General features: G+C 62.9%; 17 protein-coding genes. 9 read left to right on the top strand and 8 right to left on the bottom strand.

Annotation, left to right across the window (positions count from 1 at the left end; genetic code table 11):
* Positions 1 to 83: 83 nt before the first annotated feature.
* Complete coding sequence (locus tag AC1DSN_RS09155; protein ID WP_477295999.1) at positions 84 to 1205, bottom strand: sensor histidine kinase; 1122 nt, start codon at positions 1203 to 1205, stop codon at positions 84 to 86.
* A gap of 175 nt (positions 1206 to 1380) precedes the next feature.
* On the opposite strand from AC1DSN_RS09155, the gene AC1DSN_RS09150 reads away from it, so the two are divergent.
* Positions 1381 to 1758, top strand: a complete 378-nt coding sequence (locus AC1DSN_RS09150) for a hypothetical protein (RefSeq protein WP_477295998.1) — start codon at positions 1381 to 1383, stop codon at positions 1756 to 1758.
* Here the strand turns inward: AC1DSN_RS09150 and AC1DSN_RS09145 are convergent.
* On the bottom strand, positions 1741 to 3003 hold the full coding sequence (locus AC1DSN_RS09145) for a hypothetical protein (RefSeq protein WP_477330397.1): 1263 nt from the start codon (positions 3001 to 3003) through the stop codon (positions 1741 to 1743). The two genes, AC1DSN_RS09150 and AC1DSN_RS09145, sit on opposite strands and share 18 nt — an antisense overlap.
* Positions 3004 to 3041: 38 nt before the next feature.
* Here AC1DSN_RS09145 and AC1DSN_RS09140 point away from each other — a divergent pair, with 38 nt between their 5' ends.
* From AC1DSN_RS09140 to AC1DSN_RS09130, 3 genes are read left to right on the top strand one after another with little or no spacing between them, the layout of a single operon-like run.
* Complete coding sequence (locus AC1DSN_RS09140) at positions 3042 to 3746, top strand: pirin family protein (protein ID WP_477295996.1); 705 nt, start codon at positions 3042 to 3044, stop codon at positions 3744 to 3746.
* 4 nt (positions 3747 to 3750) lie between these two features.
* Positions 3751 to 4437 (top strand): YoaK family protein, encoded by a 687-nt coding sequence (locus AC1DSN_RS09135; protein WP_477295995.1) that lies wholly within the window; start codon positions 3751 to 3753, stop codon positions 4435 to 4437.
* Between the two features lie 39 nt (positions 4438 to 4476).
* Positions 4477 to 5211 carry a nuclear transport factor 2 family protein gene (locus tag AC1DSN_RS09130; RefSeq protein ID WP_477295994.1) on the top strand — a complete coding sequence of 245 codons (735 nt, stop codon included), beginning with the start codon at positions 4477 to 4479 and terminating at the stop codon, positions 5209 to 5211.
* A 53-nt stretch (positions 5212 to 5264) separates the two neighbouring features.
* Here AC1DSN_RS09130 and AC1DSN_RS09125 read toward each other — a convergent pair whose 3' ends face one another.
* Together AC1DSN_RS09125 and AC1DSN_RS09120 are read right to left on the bottom strand one after the other, a co-directional pair.
* Positions 5265 to 5909, bottom strand: coding sequence for a hypothetical protein (locus AC1DSN_RS09125; RefSeq protein ID WP_477295993.1), 645 nt, complete (start codon positions 5907 to 5909; stop codon positions 5265 to 5267).
* A gap of 38 nt (positions 5910 to 5947) precedes the next feature.
* The gene (locus tag AC1DSN_RS09120; protein WP_477330395.1) at positions 5948 to 6862 is read right to left on the bottom strand and encodes a ThiF family adenylyltransferase; all 915 of its coding nucleotides are present in this window, start codon (positions 6860 to 6862) and stop codon (positions 5948 to 5950) included.
* A gap of 288 nt (positions 6863 to 7150) precedes the next feature.
* Here AC1DSN_RS09120 and AC1DSN_RS09115 point away from each other — a divergent pair, with 288 nt between their 5' ends.
* Both AC1DSN_RS09115 and AC1DSN_RS09110 read left to right on the top strand, forming a co-directional pair.
* Positions 7151 to 7915, top strand: coding sequence for a hypothetical protein (locus AC1DSN_RS09115; protein WP_477330393.1), 765 nt, complete (start codon positions 7151 to 7153; stop codon positions 7913 to 7915).
* A 21-nt stretch (positions 7916 to 7936) separates the two neighbouring features.
* Positions 7937 to 8371: a universal stress protein gene (locus AC1DSN_RS09110; protein ID WP_477296890.1), complete on the top strand. Its 435-nt coding sequence runs from the start codon at positions 7937 to 7939 to the stop codon at positions 8369 to 8371.
* Here AC1DSN_RS09110 and AC1DSN_RS09105 read toward each other — a convergent pair.
* Complete coding sequence (locus tag AC1DSN_RS09105) at positions 8368 to 8622, bottom strand: hypothetical protein (RefSeq protein WP_477296891.1); 255 nt, start codon at positions 8620 to 8622, stop codon at positions 8368 to 8370. The genes AC1DSN_RS09110 and AC1DSN_RS09105 overlap by 4 nt on opposite strands.
* A gap of 114 nt (positions 8623 to 8736) precedes the next feature.
* Positions 8737 to 9387 (bottom strand): HTH-type transcriptional repressor FabR, encoded by a 651-nt coding sequence (gene fabR, locus AC1DSN_RS09100; protein WP_213947226.1) that lies wholly within the window; start codon positions 9385 to 9387, stop codon positions 8737 to 8739.
* Positions 9388 to 9482: 95 nt separating this feature from the next.
* Here fabR and AC1DSN_RS09095 point away from each other — a divergent pair, with 95 nt between their 5' ends.
* Both AC1DSN_RS09095 and AC1DSN_RS09090 read left to right on the top strand, forming a co-directional pair.
* Positions 9483 to 10553 carry a ferredoxin reductase gene (locus AC1DSN_RS09095; protein ID WP_477296899.1) on the top strand — a complete coding sequence of 357 codons (1071 nt, stop codon included), beginning with the start codon at positions 9483 to 9485 and terminating at the stop codon, positions 10551 to 10553.
* 8 nt (positions 10554 to 10561) lie between these two features.
* On the top strand, positions 10562 to 11686 hold the full coding sequence (locus AC1DSN_RS09090) for a fatty acid desaturase family protein (RefSeq protein WP_477296893.1): 1125 nt from the start codon (positions 10562 to 10564) through the stop codon (positions 11684 to 11686).
* A 190-nt stretch (positions 11687 to 11876) separates the two neighbouring features.
* Here the strand turns inward: AC1DSN_RS09090 and AC1DSN_RS09085 are convergent, their stop codons facing one another.
* A complete protein-coding gene (locus tag AC1DSN_RS09085) occupies positions 11877 to 13349 on the bottom strand; it encodes a mechanosensitive ion channel domain-containing protein (RefSeq protein WP_477330391.1) in 1473 nt (490 codons plus the stop codon).
* A 137-nt stretch (positions 13350 to 13486) separates the two neighbouring features.
* Positions 13487 to 14461, bottom strand: a complete 975-nt coding sequence (locus AC1DSN_RS09080) for an alpha/beta fold hydrolase (protein WP_477330389.1) — start codon at positions 14459 to 14461, stop codon at positions 13487 to 13489.
* 142 nt (positions 14462 to 14603) lie between these two features.
* Between AC1DSN_RS09080 and AC1DSN_RS09075 the strand changes: the two genes are divergently transcribed.
* The coding region (locus AC1DSN_RS09075; protein ID WP_477330387.1) for a helix-turn-helix domain-containing protein at positions 14604 to 15268 on the top strand (665 nt) is incomplete at its 3' end.

Raw genomic sequence — 15268 nt, 5'->3', positions numbered from 1 at the left:
CTCGATGTCCGGATCGTCGCGCAGCAGGCGCACGATGGCGCTGCGGGCGAGCGGCTCGTCATCGACGACCAGCGCGGTGATCGTCATGCAGTCACGACCTCGGGTGCGTCATCGATTTCCTCGATCTCACGAAACGGCAGCTGGATCCGGCAAACCACACCCTGTGGCCAGATCATGTCCAGACGGACGTGGGCGGCGTCTCCATAGAGTTCGCGCAAACGTAACTCCGTGTTGGACAAGCCAATGCCGTGCCCTGCACTCTTGCCGATGGTTTGTCCTTCCTTTTCGAGCGTGCTGTTTCGATTGCGCACTTCAATGCGAAGTGTATCGCCGTCGCGGCGACTCTCGATCTCGATACAGTCGACGCCCAGTCGTTCCCCGATACCGTGTCGAATGGCGTTCTCGACGATGGGTTGGAGGATCAGGCTGGGGACCGCACAGTCCAGCGTATCCGGCGACACATAGATTCGCGTGGTCAGGCGGTCCTTGAAGCGCATCTGCTGGATGCCGAGATAAAGGTCCAGCAACACCAGCTCGCGCCGCAAGCTTATTTCCTGGCCATCGTAGTCTTCGAGAAAGGCACGAAGCAGCTCACTCAGGCGCAGCAGCATATCTTCTGCCGAGAGTGCGTCTTCCTTGAGCAAGGTGGCGATGGCATGCAGCGTGTTGAACAGGAAATGCGGCTGCAACTGCGATTTCAGAGCCTGCAGTCGTGATTGTGCGAGCTCGGTGGCAAGACGCCCGGTCTCGACTTCGCGGCGCGTCTTCTCGTCGTGGAAGTGCATGGCTTGCTGGATCGCAAACAGCGCCCAATAGGTAAGCAATCCCGTGGCGAAGTGCTGCCCGACAAACTGACTCAGCTGTTCGCCAAGGGAGCTGCCTTCGGTAAACATCGAGATGAACGCACCGATGATCTGCGCCAGCAGCGTCACGCCAAAACTCAAGGGCAGCTGCATGCCCAGTCCGCGCAATCGCACGGGTGGGCGAATGGGATACCTCGCCGCCAGCCGGAACACCTGCGGCGCCAGTGCGGCCCAGGTGTACCACTGGATCAGCGACCAGCGCAGGTAATCGAAGATGCTCCATGTATGGCCCGAGAGGTCGTCCTGCAGGTAGTGCTGCTCGGCGAACACCACGGCGACGATGGTCCACAGGCCGACGTAACGGGCAAGTCCGATCTGTGCGGTACCGAGTCGAACCTTCATGGCGATGCGTCCGATCTGGGATAGCGAGCCATGTTAGGCCGTGCCCGCGACGCCGGGAAGCGTGACGTATGGCCCACTACGATTCGTCAGCGCGCTACGACGATTCGTCCCGAATCGCTTTCCGCATGGTTCCCGAAGCGCTTCCCTGGAGCCTCGATCAGCCAAGGACAGCCCCATGCACATGCGCCCGATTCGTTTCGCCCGTACCCTCGCGGCCCTGGCCATCCTTGCCGTGGCAGGTCCCGTCATCGCCGCCGACTTTCAGCCGCCGGCAAGCCCGGGACGCCTCTTCCGCATCGTCAATGGCAGCTTCGACAGCGTCACGGCGCTCGCGGTCACGACGGGTTCTGCCGGCGGCTACGAGCCGATCGACCTGCGTGAACCCCTCCAGGGCGGACTCACCTCGACCACGGTGCGGCTGCCCGGGGGCGCATGCCTTCGCGATGTGCAGGTCACGTTTCGCGATGGGCGAAGCCAGGTCTACCGCGATATCGATGTCTGCAAGGCCACCGGCCTTCGCCTGTCCGCGAACCGTCTACCAGCCGCGCACTAGCGTGATGGTGATTTCCAGCATGATCAGCACGACGATGGAGATCTCCAGCAGCTCGGCGCGGCGGCTGGAGGCTTCCTCGTAAAGTGCGGCATAGGTGTCGCGGATGATGGCGAGCTTGCGGTCCACGGAGGCGCCCAGCGTCGGCACGCGGAACAGCCCCAGGGCGGTGCTGTAGACGCGCGCCAGGTAGACGTCCTCGGTGACTTGCAAGGCGTTGTCCACACGCTCGGTCAGCTCGGTCACCTCGGCGACGAGCGTGTACAGCCGGCGGGCCAGGTTGGCGAAGCGCCGCGATGCAAAGACCGATGCGGCACTGCGCGCGTTCTCCACCCTGTCATACATCCGCGGCAGCTCGTCGTCGAGCAAGGTGTCGTAGTAGCGGAATTCGACGAGCTGGGCGTTAGCCACTTCGATCACGTCGGCCACGTCGGAATCACGCCGGGGCTCGTAGATGAAGGCACGATCCCAGGTGAGCACCACTAGGTCGTCCGCGTAGTAGGAAAAACTGCGCGACATCAGTTCCTTCCGGGCAGCAGGCGACAGGCGCCGTTTTTCGCCGGAGAGAAGGCTGGTCAGGTCGACGCGTTCCTTCAGGGCGACGGCATCCATCGGTTCGTCGAACCCATGCACCGTCCCGATCAGATAGTCCTCTTCAAGGGAAGCGTCGATCGCGGGGCGGTCCAGCGCGGGCGAAATGATGTCGCGAACGCGCGCGAGCAGCTCCGTCCAGAAGTCCAGGGGGCCGGCCGGTCCGAGCAGACGGTCGAGTGCGTCGAAATCGGCGACAAACTGGCTCCAGGACTGGTCCTTGACCTTGACCCGCGCCGCCAGCGCCGCCACGCCGAAGTCGTAGAGGCGCACGGAAAGCTGCACCGCGACAGGCCCCGACCCCAGCATCAACTCGACTTCGCCCAGCGCAAGCCATAACGGGGCCACGCCAAAAGCCACCGCCTTGGGCGGTGTGCTGGACAGGTGCGAACGGTTGAACGCGCTGCTCGCCCGCGCGGCCCAGAGCGTCTGGGCTTGCACGAGATCGATGGTGTAAGCGATATCTATCAACCGCAGCGCGGTCAGTTCACCGGACGAGACAATGGGTTCGAGGGACGTCACCGAGGCAACCTGAAGCGAAGGATGACCCAGTTTAGCCCCGCTTCGTGACACTCCGCCGCCATCGGCCGGTAAAGCAGTGCTTTGTGCAAGAGCTTGCATCGACGCTCCTTTAGCGTACGCAGGTATGCTGGCCACAGACCCGGCCATCCCCCTCCCTGCTCCGGAGTTAGCCCATGTTCGTCATCCGCCACGCAGCCGACCGCGGCCACGCCAACCATGGCTGGCTCGATTCGCACCACAGCTTCTCGTTCGCCGACTACCGCGACGAGGACCACATGCACTTCGGGCCGCTTCGCGTCATCAACGAAGACCGGGTCGCTGCCGGCGCCGGCTTCGGCACGCACTCCCACCGCGACATGGAAATCATCAGCTACGTGCTCGAGGGCGAACTGGCCCACAGCGATTCCATGGGCAACAAGGTCGTGATCCGCCCCGGCGAAGTGCAGATCATGTCCGCAGGCAGCGGCGTGACCCACTCGGAAGAGAACCACGCGAAGACGCTGACCCACTTCCTGCAGATCTGGATCATCCCCAACGAACTGCACCTGAAGCCCGGATACGAGCAAAAGACCTACCCGGACTCTGAAAAGCGCGGCAAGCTGCGCCTGGTTGCCAGCCAGAGTGGCGAACACGGCTCGGTGACCGTGCACCAGGACGTACGGATCTACGCAGGCCTGTTCGGTCCGGACGAAACCGCGCATCACAATATCGACTACGAGCGGCTGGCGTACGTGCACGTCGTACGCGGTACGGTGCACGTCAACGGCCATCCGCTATCGGCAGGCGACGCGGCGAAGATCACCGCCGAGCAACGCGTGGTCCTGAGCGATGGCGTCGACAGCGAGGTGCTGGTGTTCGATATGGCGCCACTGGAATGAGCCCATGCCTGCACCGGCGCCGATAGCCGATCGGGACCCGCTGGTCGTCCTGCTCACCTTGCTTTCGCTGACCACGGGTATCGTCGACGCGACGAGTGTGCTCGGCCTGGGCAAGGTGTTTACCGCGAACATGACTGGCAACGTCGTGTTCCTCGGGTTCGCCGCCGCAGGGGCTCAAGGATTCCACTGGGAGCTCTATATCCTGGCGCTCGTCGCCTTCGCCCTCGGCGCGGTGGGCGCCGGGCGTCTCGGCCGATTTTTCGTCAATCGCAGCCGGCGCCGTTGGCTCATCGTTTCCGCGTCGATCGAGGCCGGCTTGCTCTGGATCGCCGCGGCCTGTGCACTGGCCGCGCCCTCCGATACCGCCGTGGGCCTTCGTCTTACCCTCATCGCCCTGATTGCCATCGCCATGGGCGCGCGCAACGCCACCGTGCGACAGCTGAACGTGCCGGACCTGACCACCACGGTGGTCACCCGGACCATTACTGGTCTGGCTGCCGATTCTCGTCTCGCCGGCGGCCCCGGGCAGAATCCTGGCCGACGAGTTCGCGCGATCGTGGCCTTGTTCGCCGGTGCTGCCCTGGGTGCTTTCCTGGTGCTGCGTTGGGGGTTGACGCCTCCCCTGGCCCTTGCCGGCGCGGCGGTTATGGGCTTTACCTTGGCCCTTGCGAAGGACGAAGCCCTGGGGTGAAGCTAGCTCTCGACCTTTCCTGAGGAGGCTCGTATCGCGATGCGTACCCCGGCTCTCTGCGCTCTTTCGCTACTGACCTTGTGTACGACCGCCTCGGCGGCGGACGCTCCCACGTCGTTGACGAGGGAACTGCTTGCTTCCACGCAGGCCCGGGTCGACGCCATCCCCAAAGGAGACAAAATCACGTGGCAGCGCCTTCTCGCCGATGACGCGGTGTTGATCGACGAATTCGGGCGGGTGACGAATAAGGCGGACACGATCGCCTCGCTTCATCCCTTCCCCGAGGGCTTTTCCGGCAGCATCGAGCTTCGCGATCCGCACGTGATCCAACATGAAAACACCGCGCTCCTGCAGGTGGAGGAATATGAACAGGAAAGTGCCTTCGGACAGAAACTCACTGTGCGATACAAGGCACTGCTGACCTACGTGAAGCAAGGCAGTGACTGGAAGGTGGTGGGGTATGCGGACGTAACACTACCGACCGAGCCGCCAAGGCTCGCCGTGAAAAATGTGCACAACGACGACTACACAGGGACCTATCGCTATGCTCCCACGAGGGCATGGACCGTCGTGAACACGGACGGTGAGCTCAGCTACAGCACGCGCGCCGGCGGCACCGCCAACGTGCTGCAGCCGCTGGGTGGTGACATTTTCATGGGTAGCGATGACGAGAGAAACCTCCTCTTATTTCGTCGCGGTGCCGACGGCAAAGTCAACGAAGTCATCGAGCGACGCAAATTCAATGACCTGACGCTGCTCCGCGATAGCAGATAGGCATACTCTTCGGCCCGACTATTCCGCGTGCGCCCTGGTACAGCATCGGGGAACTATCCGCCCGTCACCACATTCCAATAATCGTGCGATTCCACGCTATCTTTGTATCCGCAATCGATCAGGCAAGGAAGAAGAAGCGCGTTTGTCTCGACCAGATATCGAAAATCGTTCAGTACGAGGCACATTGGAAAACCAAGCTCCCCCGTCGAATAGTTAAACGACGGCGCGTACTGCCTGAATCCAAGCGCGCGATACTTGTCGACCATTGCGGGACCGCTGTCCATCACTACAAAGCGAATCTCCTCGTGACTCGCAGTAAAGAGAAACAGCGATCGAACAAGGCTAAAGGCCACGCCTGTCTTCCGATGGGACGAACGGACGAGCCATTTTCTGGCGGTGGCTACGGATTCGCTCGAAAACGGCTCCGAGAATCTCGAGAGTTGGTATCTCGAAATATCCTGGTGGGAGACGTCCATGCCGCGCCACCAATCCACCGAAAGCCCGCCGACGGCATGCCCTTCGGCATCGATCGCCAAGAAGGTTTGCCCCTGAGCGTTGGCTTTTCGGACGAGCGCACTTTCCTCGAGCGCTGATTCGTCGTAGCGAAGCTCCTTCAAGAAAACCTCGTTCCAAAGGGAACGAAGCGCATGTCGCCGCTGGGCGGTATCTGCATGTACCACTGAGATGGACGTTTCCATTTTGATAAGCATCCTTGCTTCGATGCACACCCTGATCCCTATCCATCCCTCAATGCGCGAAGCCTGTGCAGCCACGCCTTCGCACCTGGCAGCCGACTCAGCCAAACTGACGACGGCCGGATTGCGCGTCCGTTATAGGTATCGATATAGAAGGCTGGCCAGCCCAGACGGGCGAAGCCGATACCATGAACATGCGCAATGGCGCAGAGTGCTTCTCTTGCCATAAGCGCCCCGGTTTCCACCGTCAGGGGCGCAAAGCTGGGGACCGGACCCTCGAAGCGGAGGAATCGTCTAAGCATCGGAATAAGCCTCCCATCCATCGCATGGAAGACATCGGGGCAACACGCAAATCCGTATGCAACGACTCGCAGCAGAGCGTCCGCAACGATAACGTCTTGATCCAGAGCTTCACCAGTCAAACCCTGGGTGGGATAGTTGAACCGCATCTCTGGGGGCGGTTCGCCCGGAAACGTGGAGACTACATTGGGTGTAGGAAAGTAGAGGAAATCGATTACCGGCGTATGTGTTACGCGCGCGGCTCGATAACAGGCGATCCCTGCAGCCAGCGTATCCATACCGAGCACGACGACGTCGGCGTCAGACATCACAGCGCACAGTGTGTCCAGGTCGGACGTCTTCTCGATAATCGAGACTGTGGCATCAGGATTGATATCCAGAATCAGCCTTCRCCCGACTTCTGCTTTGTCCACTCCGAGCGTTGTCGTGGAAGCGAAAAGCTGGCCCGCGACATTCTCGACAGCGATCGCATCGGGGTCGATCAAGACGAATCGACCTGTGCCGCTTCTTGCCAGAACGTGCAGCGCTGCGCCGCCAATGGCTCCGAGGCCCACCAGGATCACCGTACTGCCTCGTAATACGTCAGGCAGTTTCTGCGGAAGGAGGCTCTCCTGCCGACCGAATCGCCGAATCCATTCTGAATCGCGAGCATTCATCCTTGATCTCTCCCGATAGCGCATCGTAGGGACATCGTGTCCTCGGCGCAGTCTGGATAGTGCTCCCCTGACAACGGGCATTCAACCGGATGCCTCCTCATCATTTTCAAGACGGACCTGAAAGCTTCCAGGTACTGGAGTTTCTGCATAGTGTTCAGAAACAGCGGCTAACGATCGGAACTTCCCTTTATGCACCACGAAAGTGGTCGGACTCGCACGCGTTTTACTTCCGACCACCGGAGGTTCGCAATATCGTTGCCATTGATTACTCGATCACGGAATGCCGGCATGAAATGGACTTTCACCACTTCGGCTATCACCGCTCTTGCCATTTCCCTGAGCGCGGCTTCCCCTGTTAGGGCGCACGGCCCGAACGCGACCCCGGAATTCAAGATTGACTTCGAACATGAGAAGCCATTTGGCGGCGTCGCGAGCCTCCATGGAACGGGTTTCGATTTCATGGAGATGGGCAACAAGCGTTCTCCTGGGAATCTCGCCCTGAGCTCGGTCGAGGAACCCATCAGTCTCGACGCTCTGGGCAGGTCTGTCGAGCAGAGAGAGATTTCCGAGAAATACGGCGACATCAAGGGACGATTCCTGCGAATTGATGGTTTGAGCAAGAACAGGGATGTCGCCCTCACCCTCCGCAGAAGATTGCATCTCGTAACGTTCGACTACGTCCTGAGCAATTCAGTCGCGCGTACTGATCCGTTTGACTACATCTTTACCTGTCACTATTCGTCGGGCGCGACCGATCGATATCCTGTCAGGGTAGCCAATTCTGCAAGATTGGCTGAAAGAACGCGCGGGAAAATCACGTGCAACGCTCCCGAGAACTCGTACGTGCAATCCATCGTTTTTTCGAACGCAAGAGATGGCTCATATGAGACGTGGGTCGACAATATTGTCGGTGAGAGAAAGGTCCGCACGGCGCGCCGGAAGTCTCCACCGCCCTGGCGCCGCGCGCTAGCTGACGGCTACCGGCACCGTGGGCAGCTGCCTGCGACAAACGTTCAACACGCGCCTGGCGATTCGGGGTGTAAGTTTGCATGAGCCAACAAAGCGAGGGCGAACATGTTCAAGCACATCCTTATTGCGACAGACGGATCGGACGCGGCGGGGCGCGCAGCGGATCAGGCGATCGGCTTGGCATCGCGAATCGGCGCAAAGGTCTTCGTGCTGTGCGTCGAGCCGCCCTCGCCAGCCTTTGCCGTCATTGCTGAGGCAATCCAGGGAGCGGAGGCGTTGCTGGAAGCCGTGGCGAGACGTTCACACGATTATCTGAGTGACGTGTGCGCCAGGGCGCAGGCGGCCAGCGTTCCTTTCACCAGCCGAACCGTGGTCGACAGTCGGCCCTACTGCGAGATCGTGAGTATCGCGGCGCGCGAGGGTTGCGACCTCATCGTCATGGGCTCGCACGGTACCCGCGGGCTGGACAGGCTGCTGCTCGGCAGCGAGACGCATAAGGTGCTCTTGAGCACGGATATCCCGGTGCTCGTTTGCCACTAGCTCCTGAGACGAATGACTTCCCGGGCGCGAATGACGCGCCGGCCAGCCGGCGTAATCTTCCAGTACTCGTCAACTTCCTTCAGGACAAGCCCGAGTCTGGCCAGGCGGCCGCACACCTCACAGTCGAGGCGACCGATGGCCAGAAAGCTCGTGTCATCGAGCTGACGCAGCGTGGCCAGGTCCAGTTCGTCGAGATGGATGGCCGCGACCTTGGCTCCGGCCGCGTGCCGTGATCGATGCTGTGCTGGCATGTGTTCTCCCTGTCCCAAGGCCATCATGACGTTGGCGGGAGCGGCAGTCACCGGACTTGCCGGGAACCTGCCGATTTTGCACGTGGATCGACCGCGCGGTTCAGGACGGCGAGGTCAGGACGCCGAGGTATCCAACACGCGAGCCCCGGTAATGATCATGCGCAGCATCTGCGAGATCTGTTCGATCAGCTCGGGGTCGCGCTCGGGCGGCTGGTCCATCGCCACAGCACCCATGGCGAACACGAGGCGGGTAATCGCCTTGGACACCAGTGCGGGCTCATGCAGCCTGGCGCGCTCGGCGGCCGCCAGCCGGATCAGGTCGACCCGCAGCTCGTCCTCGAAGTAGCTCAATTCGCGTTCGACCGCCTGTTTGAAGGCATCGGAGCCGACCGCGCCTTCGCGCAGGAGCACATGCAGCAGCTTGTCGTCCGCGCGCAGCTGTTCCATGAACGTCTCGACAGACACACGGATCACGCTGCGGTCGGTGGACGTGGCGCGCTCGCGCGCCTGGCCGATGATGGTGCGCAGCGAGCGGCCGGCCAGGTCGATCAGGGCGATGGCCAGTTCGTCCATGTCGCGGAACTGGCGATAGAAGCTGTTCGGCGAGATGCCGGCTTCACGCGTTACCTCGCGCAGGCTCACCGTCGACAGGCTGCGGTGCGGCCCGATCAGCTTGAGGGCGGCCACGATCAGGTCCTCACGCGCAATCGCAGGCTTCCGCGGCAGCGGAAGGACGGATGACGGGGTCAGGATGATCGAGGTCATGGGGCGGCGATGAAGGAAGCAGGGTCAATCATAACCCGTCGACACCAATGCACAACTGTATACACAGGTGTATGAGCATGCGTATAGTGACCCCCATGAACGCGATTCTCGCCCCCCGGCCCCTGTGGCCCGTCCGCCTGGCCCGGCGCGTGGTCTCGCCGGCCCTGTTCGACTTCTGGTCCACGCGGATCAACCCGCTGTGGACCCTGGAGCAGCCGCTGGCAAGGCTCGTGTCCCGCTCCCAGGCCAGCCGCGATGCGGTCACGCTCGTTCTCCGGCCCAATCGCCATTGGCGGGGATTGCTCCCCGGCCAGCACGTCAACGTGCATGTCGAGATCGAAGGGCGACGTTTGCAACGCAGCTATAGCCCCACCGTCCTGGACGACGGGAACCTTGCGATCACGGTCAAGGCGATCACCGGCGGCCGGGTCAGCGGCCATCTGGCTCGCGACGCGCGGATCGGTGAGGTGGTGGCGCTGGGAGCGGCCTTCGGCGACATGGCGCTGCCGAACGGGAAGGACGACCTCCTGCTCCTGGCCGCCGGTAGCGGCATCACGCCGATGCGTGCGCTGCTTCGCTCGCTGGCGGCCCGCGGCATGCCGGTCAACGTGGATCTGATGTACTGGGCACGCCGCCGCGACGAGCTGTGCTTCGTCGACGAGCTGGACGCCCTGGCGGCCGCCCATCCTCGCCTGCGTGTGCGTTATTTGCTCACCCGCGAGGACGCCTCGCCGGATCCGCGCATCGACACCGTGTCGCTGGATGCGATCGCCGCGCTCGCCGGGCGTCGCGTTCTTGCGTGCGGCCCGGGTGGCTTCGTGCAGGCCGCTCGCAGCCGCCTGGACGGCAAGGTCGCCCACTTCGACGCTGAAGCTTTCAGCGTTCCTGTACGCGTCGACGGTGACGAAGGCGTCGTGGAGGTGCATCTCGCGCGCAGCGGTCGCACGCTGCAACTGCCTCGCGGGAAGTCGCTGCTGGAAGGCCTCGAAGCGCAGGGCATTCGTCCGCGCCACGGCTGCCGCATGGGCATCTGCAACACCTGTGCCTGTGGGCGCCAGTCGGGCACCACGCGCCAACTCCTTACCGGTGATCTCAGCAGCGAACCTTCTTCGCAAGTGCGCCTGTGCATCAGCGCGCCGAGCACCGACCTGATTCTGGACCTCTGAGTACCCTTATGAGCCGTGTCCGCAACCGCACTCTCTCGCCCGCCGACCTGCAGGCCTTCGGTGATGAACTCGACGCCATCCGCGCCCGGGTCACCGCCGATATCGGCCAGCGTGACGCGAAGTACATCCGGAAGATCGTGGCCTCCGTGCGCTGGTGCGGCGTTGCCGGCCGCGCACTCCTGTTCCTCGGCGCCTTCGTCCACAGCGTGCTGATTCCCGCGTGGATCGCCGGCGTCGTGTTGCTCGCCCTGTCGAAGATCCTCGAGAACATGGAGCTGGGCCACAACGTCATGCACGGCCAGTACGACTGGATGAACGATCCCAAGCTCAACGGCCATACCTATGAGTGGGACATCGTCGCGACCGGTGACAACTGGCGCAAGACGCACAACTTCCAGCACCACACCTATACGAACGTCCGCGGCATGGACGACGACATCGGCTATGGCTTGCTGCGTATTTTCCCTGAGCAGCGCTGGCGCCCGTTCTACCTGATGCAGCCGGTCATCGCCATGGTGTTCATGGTGCTGTTCCAGTGGGGCGTGGCCATCCAGGAGCTTCGTGTGGGCCGCTGGTTCGCCGGAAAGAAATCCACCGCGCAGATGCGCGACGATTTCCGCCCGGTACGCCGCAAGATGGGTCGTCAGCTGCTCAAGGATTACGTAGTGTTCCCGCTGCTGGCCGGTCCGTTCTTCCTGCCGGTGCTGCTGGGCAACATGCTTGCCAACACGCTGCGCAGCATCTGGACCTTCGTCATCATTTTCTGCGGCCACTTCACCGCTGACGCCGAAGTGTTTCCGAAGGAGTCGATCCGCAATGAATCGCGTGGTCACTGGTACCTGCGCCAGCTTCGCGGCTCGTCCAACATCTCGGGCGGCAAGCTGCTGAACGTGCTGTCGGGCAACCTCAGCCACCAGATCGAACATCACTTCTACCCCGACCTGCCGGCCAATCGCTACGCCACGATCGCCGTTGAAGTGAAAGAGATCTGCGCACGCTACGGCCAGCACTACAACACCGGCTCCCTGCCCCGTCAGTTCGGCCAGGTCATCTGGCGTATCTGGCGGCACGCGCTGCCCAGCCGCCCCGGCAGGAAATTGCGAGCGGCCGAACCGGCACTGCAAGGCGGCTGATCCGCACTTTCACCCCTGGGACGTGAGCACGCGGAGCGCGGGGGGCCTGTTGTCCAGCCGCCAGCGGCTTGGCGTCTCGCCGGTCATGCGCCGGAACACATTGGAGAAATGCGGCTGATCGGTCGAGAGCATCAATCGCGTCGCGCCTGCAGTTCGCTAAGCCGGGGTTCCGGCCTGACATAAGCCACGTTCAATGCCTTTGCGAAAGGCCATGCAGGCGACGCATGCCCGCAAGCAACCGGTGGAAGATATCCGCGTGCGAATCGGTTTGCACGGGCAGGTCCTTGAACGCCTCGGAGGCGATCGCCTGGAAGGCGACGAGTCCGTCCAGCATGTCCTGTCCGGCAGCTGGATTGGCCTGCAGGATCGGCGTCAATGCGGCTTTGGGCACCCAGGCAACCGACACGTGACCGATGGCGCGCAGCTTGATGGGCACACTCTCACCCGTGAGCACGCCCGCCCTGCCCACGGCGTCGCCCGGTGAAAGACGCGCGATCTCGACGTAGCGTCCGGCGTGTTCCGCGAGCAGGCCGGCCACGCCGGAGGTGACGATGTAAAGCGCGCGGCGCTCGTCCGGGCACTGCACGCCCACCTCGTAGATCATCTGGCCCGGCTCGAACTGCTTTCTGTCCATCGCGTCGGCGAGCTGGCCCAGCTCCGCCTCGCTGAGCGAACGGAACATTTCGATCTCGCGAAGCAGGCTGACCGCGTCCTTGGACAGGTCATGCACCGGCTGGCCAGAAGAAAGCGGGATGCCGTTGGCAAGGAAGTGCCGATGGATCTGGTCGATGAGTTGATTGCGCACCTTCACCTTCGCGCTCATCGCGTCGACGTAGACGACCACGCGGTAATCGACATGTTTCCCGTGGAGTCCGGTCGCGGTCACCGTCGGCGCGGGCGTCGCGAGAATGCCGCGGGTGCTGGTCACCGCATCGGTCAGCGCGGCGATCACGCTGGCCGGTCGGGCGTGCGTCGTGACCTGCACAGGCACATCCACGCCGTGGGTCTTCTCCGGACGGCTCTGGTTGATGATGTTCGACTTGGCCGCGGAGCTGTTCGGCACGATGACCGTGTTGCCGTCGCCGTTGAGCAAGGTGGTCGCACGCCAGTTGCTCTCGATGACCTCGCCCTGGATATCACCGATGGTGACCGAGTCGCCAATGCTGAAAGGTTCTGTCGCGCTGAGCACGACGCCGGAGAAAACATCCGCGAGCGTGCTCTGCACCGCGAGGCCGATAACGATGGCCACGGCGCCCGAGGTCGCGAGGAGGCCGCCGATCGGAAGGTTGACGACAAAAACCAGGCCGGCGACCAGGGCGCCCATGAACGTAAGGGCGCGCACGACGTCGCGGAAGAGTTTTTCGCGCAGCCCCTGCGGAAGGACGAAGGCACTCATCAAGGCCGTGGCGATCTGCGCGAACTGCAGCCACCACATCAGTTCCAGCACCTGGGCAACAAAGTGCCGCAGCGGCTCGCCTTTCCAGGGCGCCTCGTCGAACGGCACCATGCCATGTGTCCAAAGGACATAAGACAGCAGGAGGAAGAGTGGAATCCGCACGAACGTGTGGCCTTTCCTGCCGCCGAAGCGCAGGAAACGCCAAGACAGGAAGTCGAGGGCAAGGACGCCGACGCCGAGCAGCATCGCGCTATCGAGGAAGGTCACGTGTTCTCCCCCAGGGGCTTGGATGGCAGCGTCCATGCTTTCAGACTAATGGAGCCATCGTTTCACGGAATCGTGCATAGCGACAAGCTGGCTATGCTTTTTCACATGGACGCCCGCACGATCGCCATGAAGGTTACTCAGGCACCCCAGAGTCGCCTCGCCTCGTCGGCGATCACCTCCGGGTATTCCTCCTGGAAGAACAGCTTCCCTTCGGGGACGAGGCGAACGCCTCGCGACTGTCCAGCCGTCCGCTCGAGATACCGGGCGTCACTCACGGCGAAGAGTGTGTCCTTCGCGCCCCATACCATCCGCGTAGGGACCGGGCTGCGGGAAAGCACAGCTTCGACACCGACCAGGGGATTTGTCGCGAGTTCGAGGTGATACGACTCGTACTGCGAACGTCGCAGCGGCGAGCTCACCAAGGGCGTCACGTAATACGCGATCGATGCATTTGTCAGTGTGGACGGATCACGATAAACGGCGGCGCCAAAGGTGGATCGCGCCGACGCTTGATCCGTCAGCCACGTCGCCGTGACATCGGCGAGCTTGCCGGCCCTCGCCATGTCGATCGCCGGCTTCACGCCGGCAGGCGGGCTGTCGACTTCGACATCGCCATTGGTCAGCAGGAGCGTTCGGACCCGCTGCGGGTAGTGCCAGAGGAATAGTTGAGCCACGGCCGTGCCGCTGTCGCTGGCGACGATGTCGACCGAGGTCACACCCAGGCTGTCCAGCAGGGCGGCGAGCATCTGCGCCTGCGCCCGTGGCGCCAGGGATTGCTCCTTCGGAATATCGGAGTACCCCAGTCCCATGAAGTCCGGGGCGATGCAGCGCCGGAGGGAGGCCAGTCGCTGTATCGCACCGCGCCACTGGAAGCCATTCAACGGTGCGCCGTGGAGAAACAGCGCCGCTGGACCTCTTCCCCGCTCGACGTAAGCGATGCGGCCGAAAGGCAGTGAAGCGTATCGGCGATTGGCCGCGAACCACGCGGCCTCGCTCATGCCCGGCTCGGGTGGCGTGACGGATGACGCACGAGCCAGCTTCGACACCGGCCCCGCCACCAGGGCGGCAGCGGTGACAGCCGCGGTACGCAGGAGGAAATCACGACGCTGCATCGGAGTGCCTTCAGAGGGACGATGGGGTCATGCTGTCGCGTGGCGGGGCCACGGCGCCCGCACAAAGGGACGACCGCGAGTACAAACGGATGATCGGCGTCAGGCACTTGCATTGGACCCCGCCTGGTAGAACGATCGGCCCATGACGCCGCGTCCCGCCTGCTATCCACCGCCGCCCGAGGCACTGCTCGCCGCCGGGCACGCCGATGGCGTGGCGCTTCTGGATGCCCTCACCTCGCCGGTACCCGAAGGCCGCTTCGACTCACCGGTCGATCATCGCCACGTGCTTTGTCTTCACATCGGCGAACCCGTCCCGGTCACCTACCGGGCGGGACGCGTGGAGCGATCGGGTGTCCGGCTGCACGGGCAGTTCTGCGTCGTGCCGGCGGGTTCGTCCACGCGCTGGACGCTCACCGCCCCTGCCCGATCGTTGCTGCTGCGTATGCCGGCGAGCCTGTTCCGGGAAGCCGCCGAAGCGCTGCACCAGGGTGACGCTGCCGACCTCGCGCCGGCCATCCATATTCGTGACCCGCAGGTCGAACGCATCGGATGGCTCATGAAGACGGAAGCCGACGAAGGCTATCCGGGCGGACGGCTATTTGCCGACAGCCTCGCCAGTGCACTGGCAGTGAGGTTGCTGTCGCTATCGTCCTCGCGACCGATGGTCGGTCAACCGACAGCCCGCCATGTACTCGCGCCGTGGCGTCTGCAACGCGTGATCGAGTACATCGAAGCGAACCTGGCGGACGACCTGAGCCTGGCAGCACTTGCGGGGATCGCCGGGTACAGCGTCTCGCATTTCAAGCC

It is taken from the genome of Luteibacter sp. P4_D7_3 (genome assembly GCF_056401735.1).
Note: the sequence above shows the minus strand (reverse complement) of the source record. Positions and strands in the feature narration are given on the sequence as shown.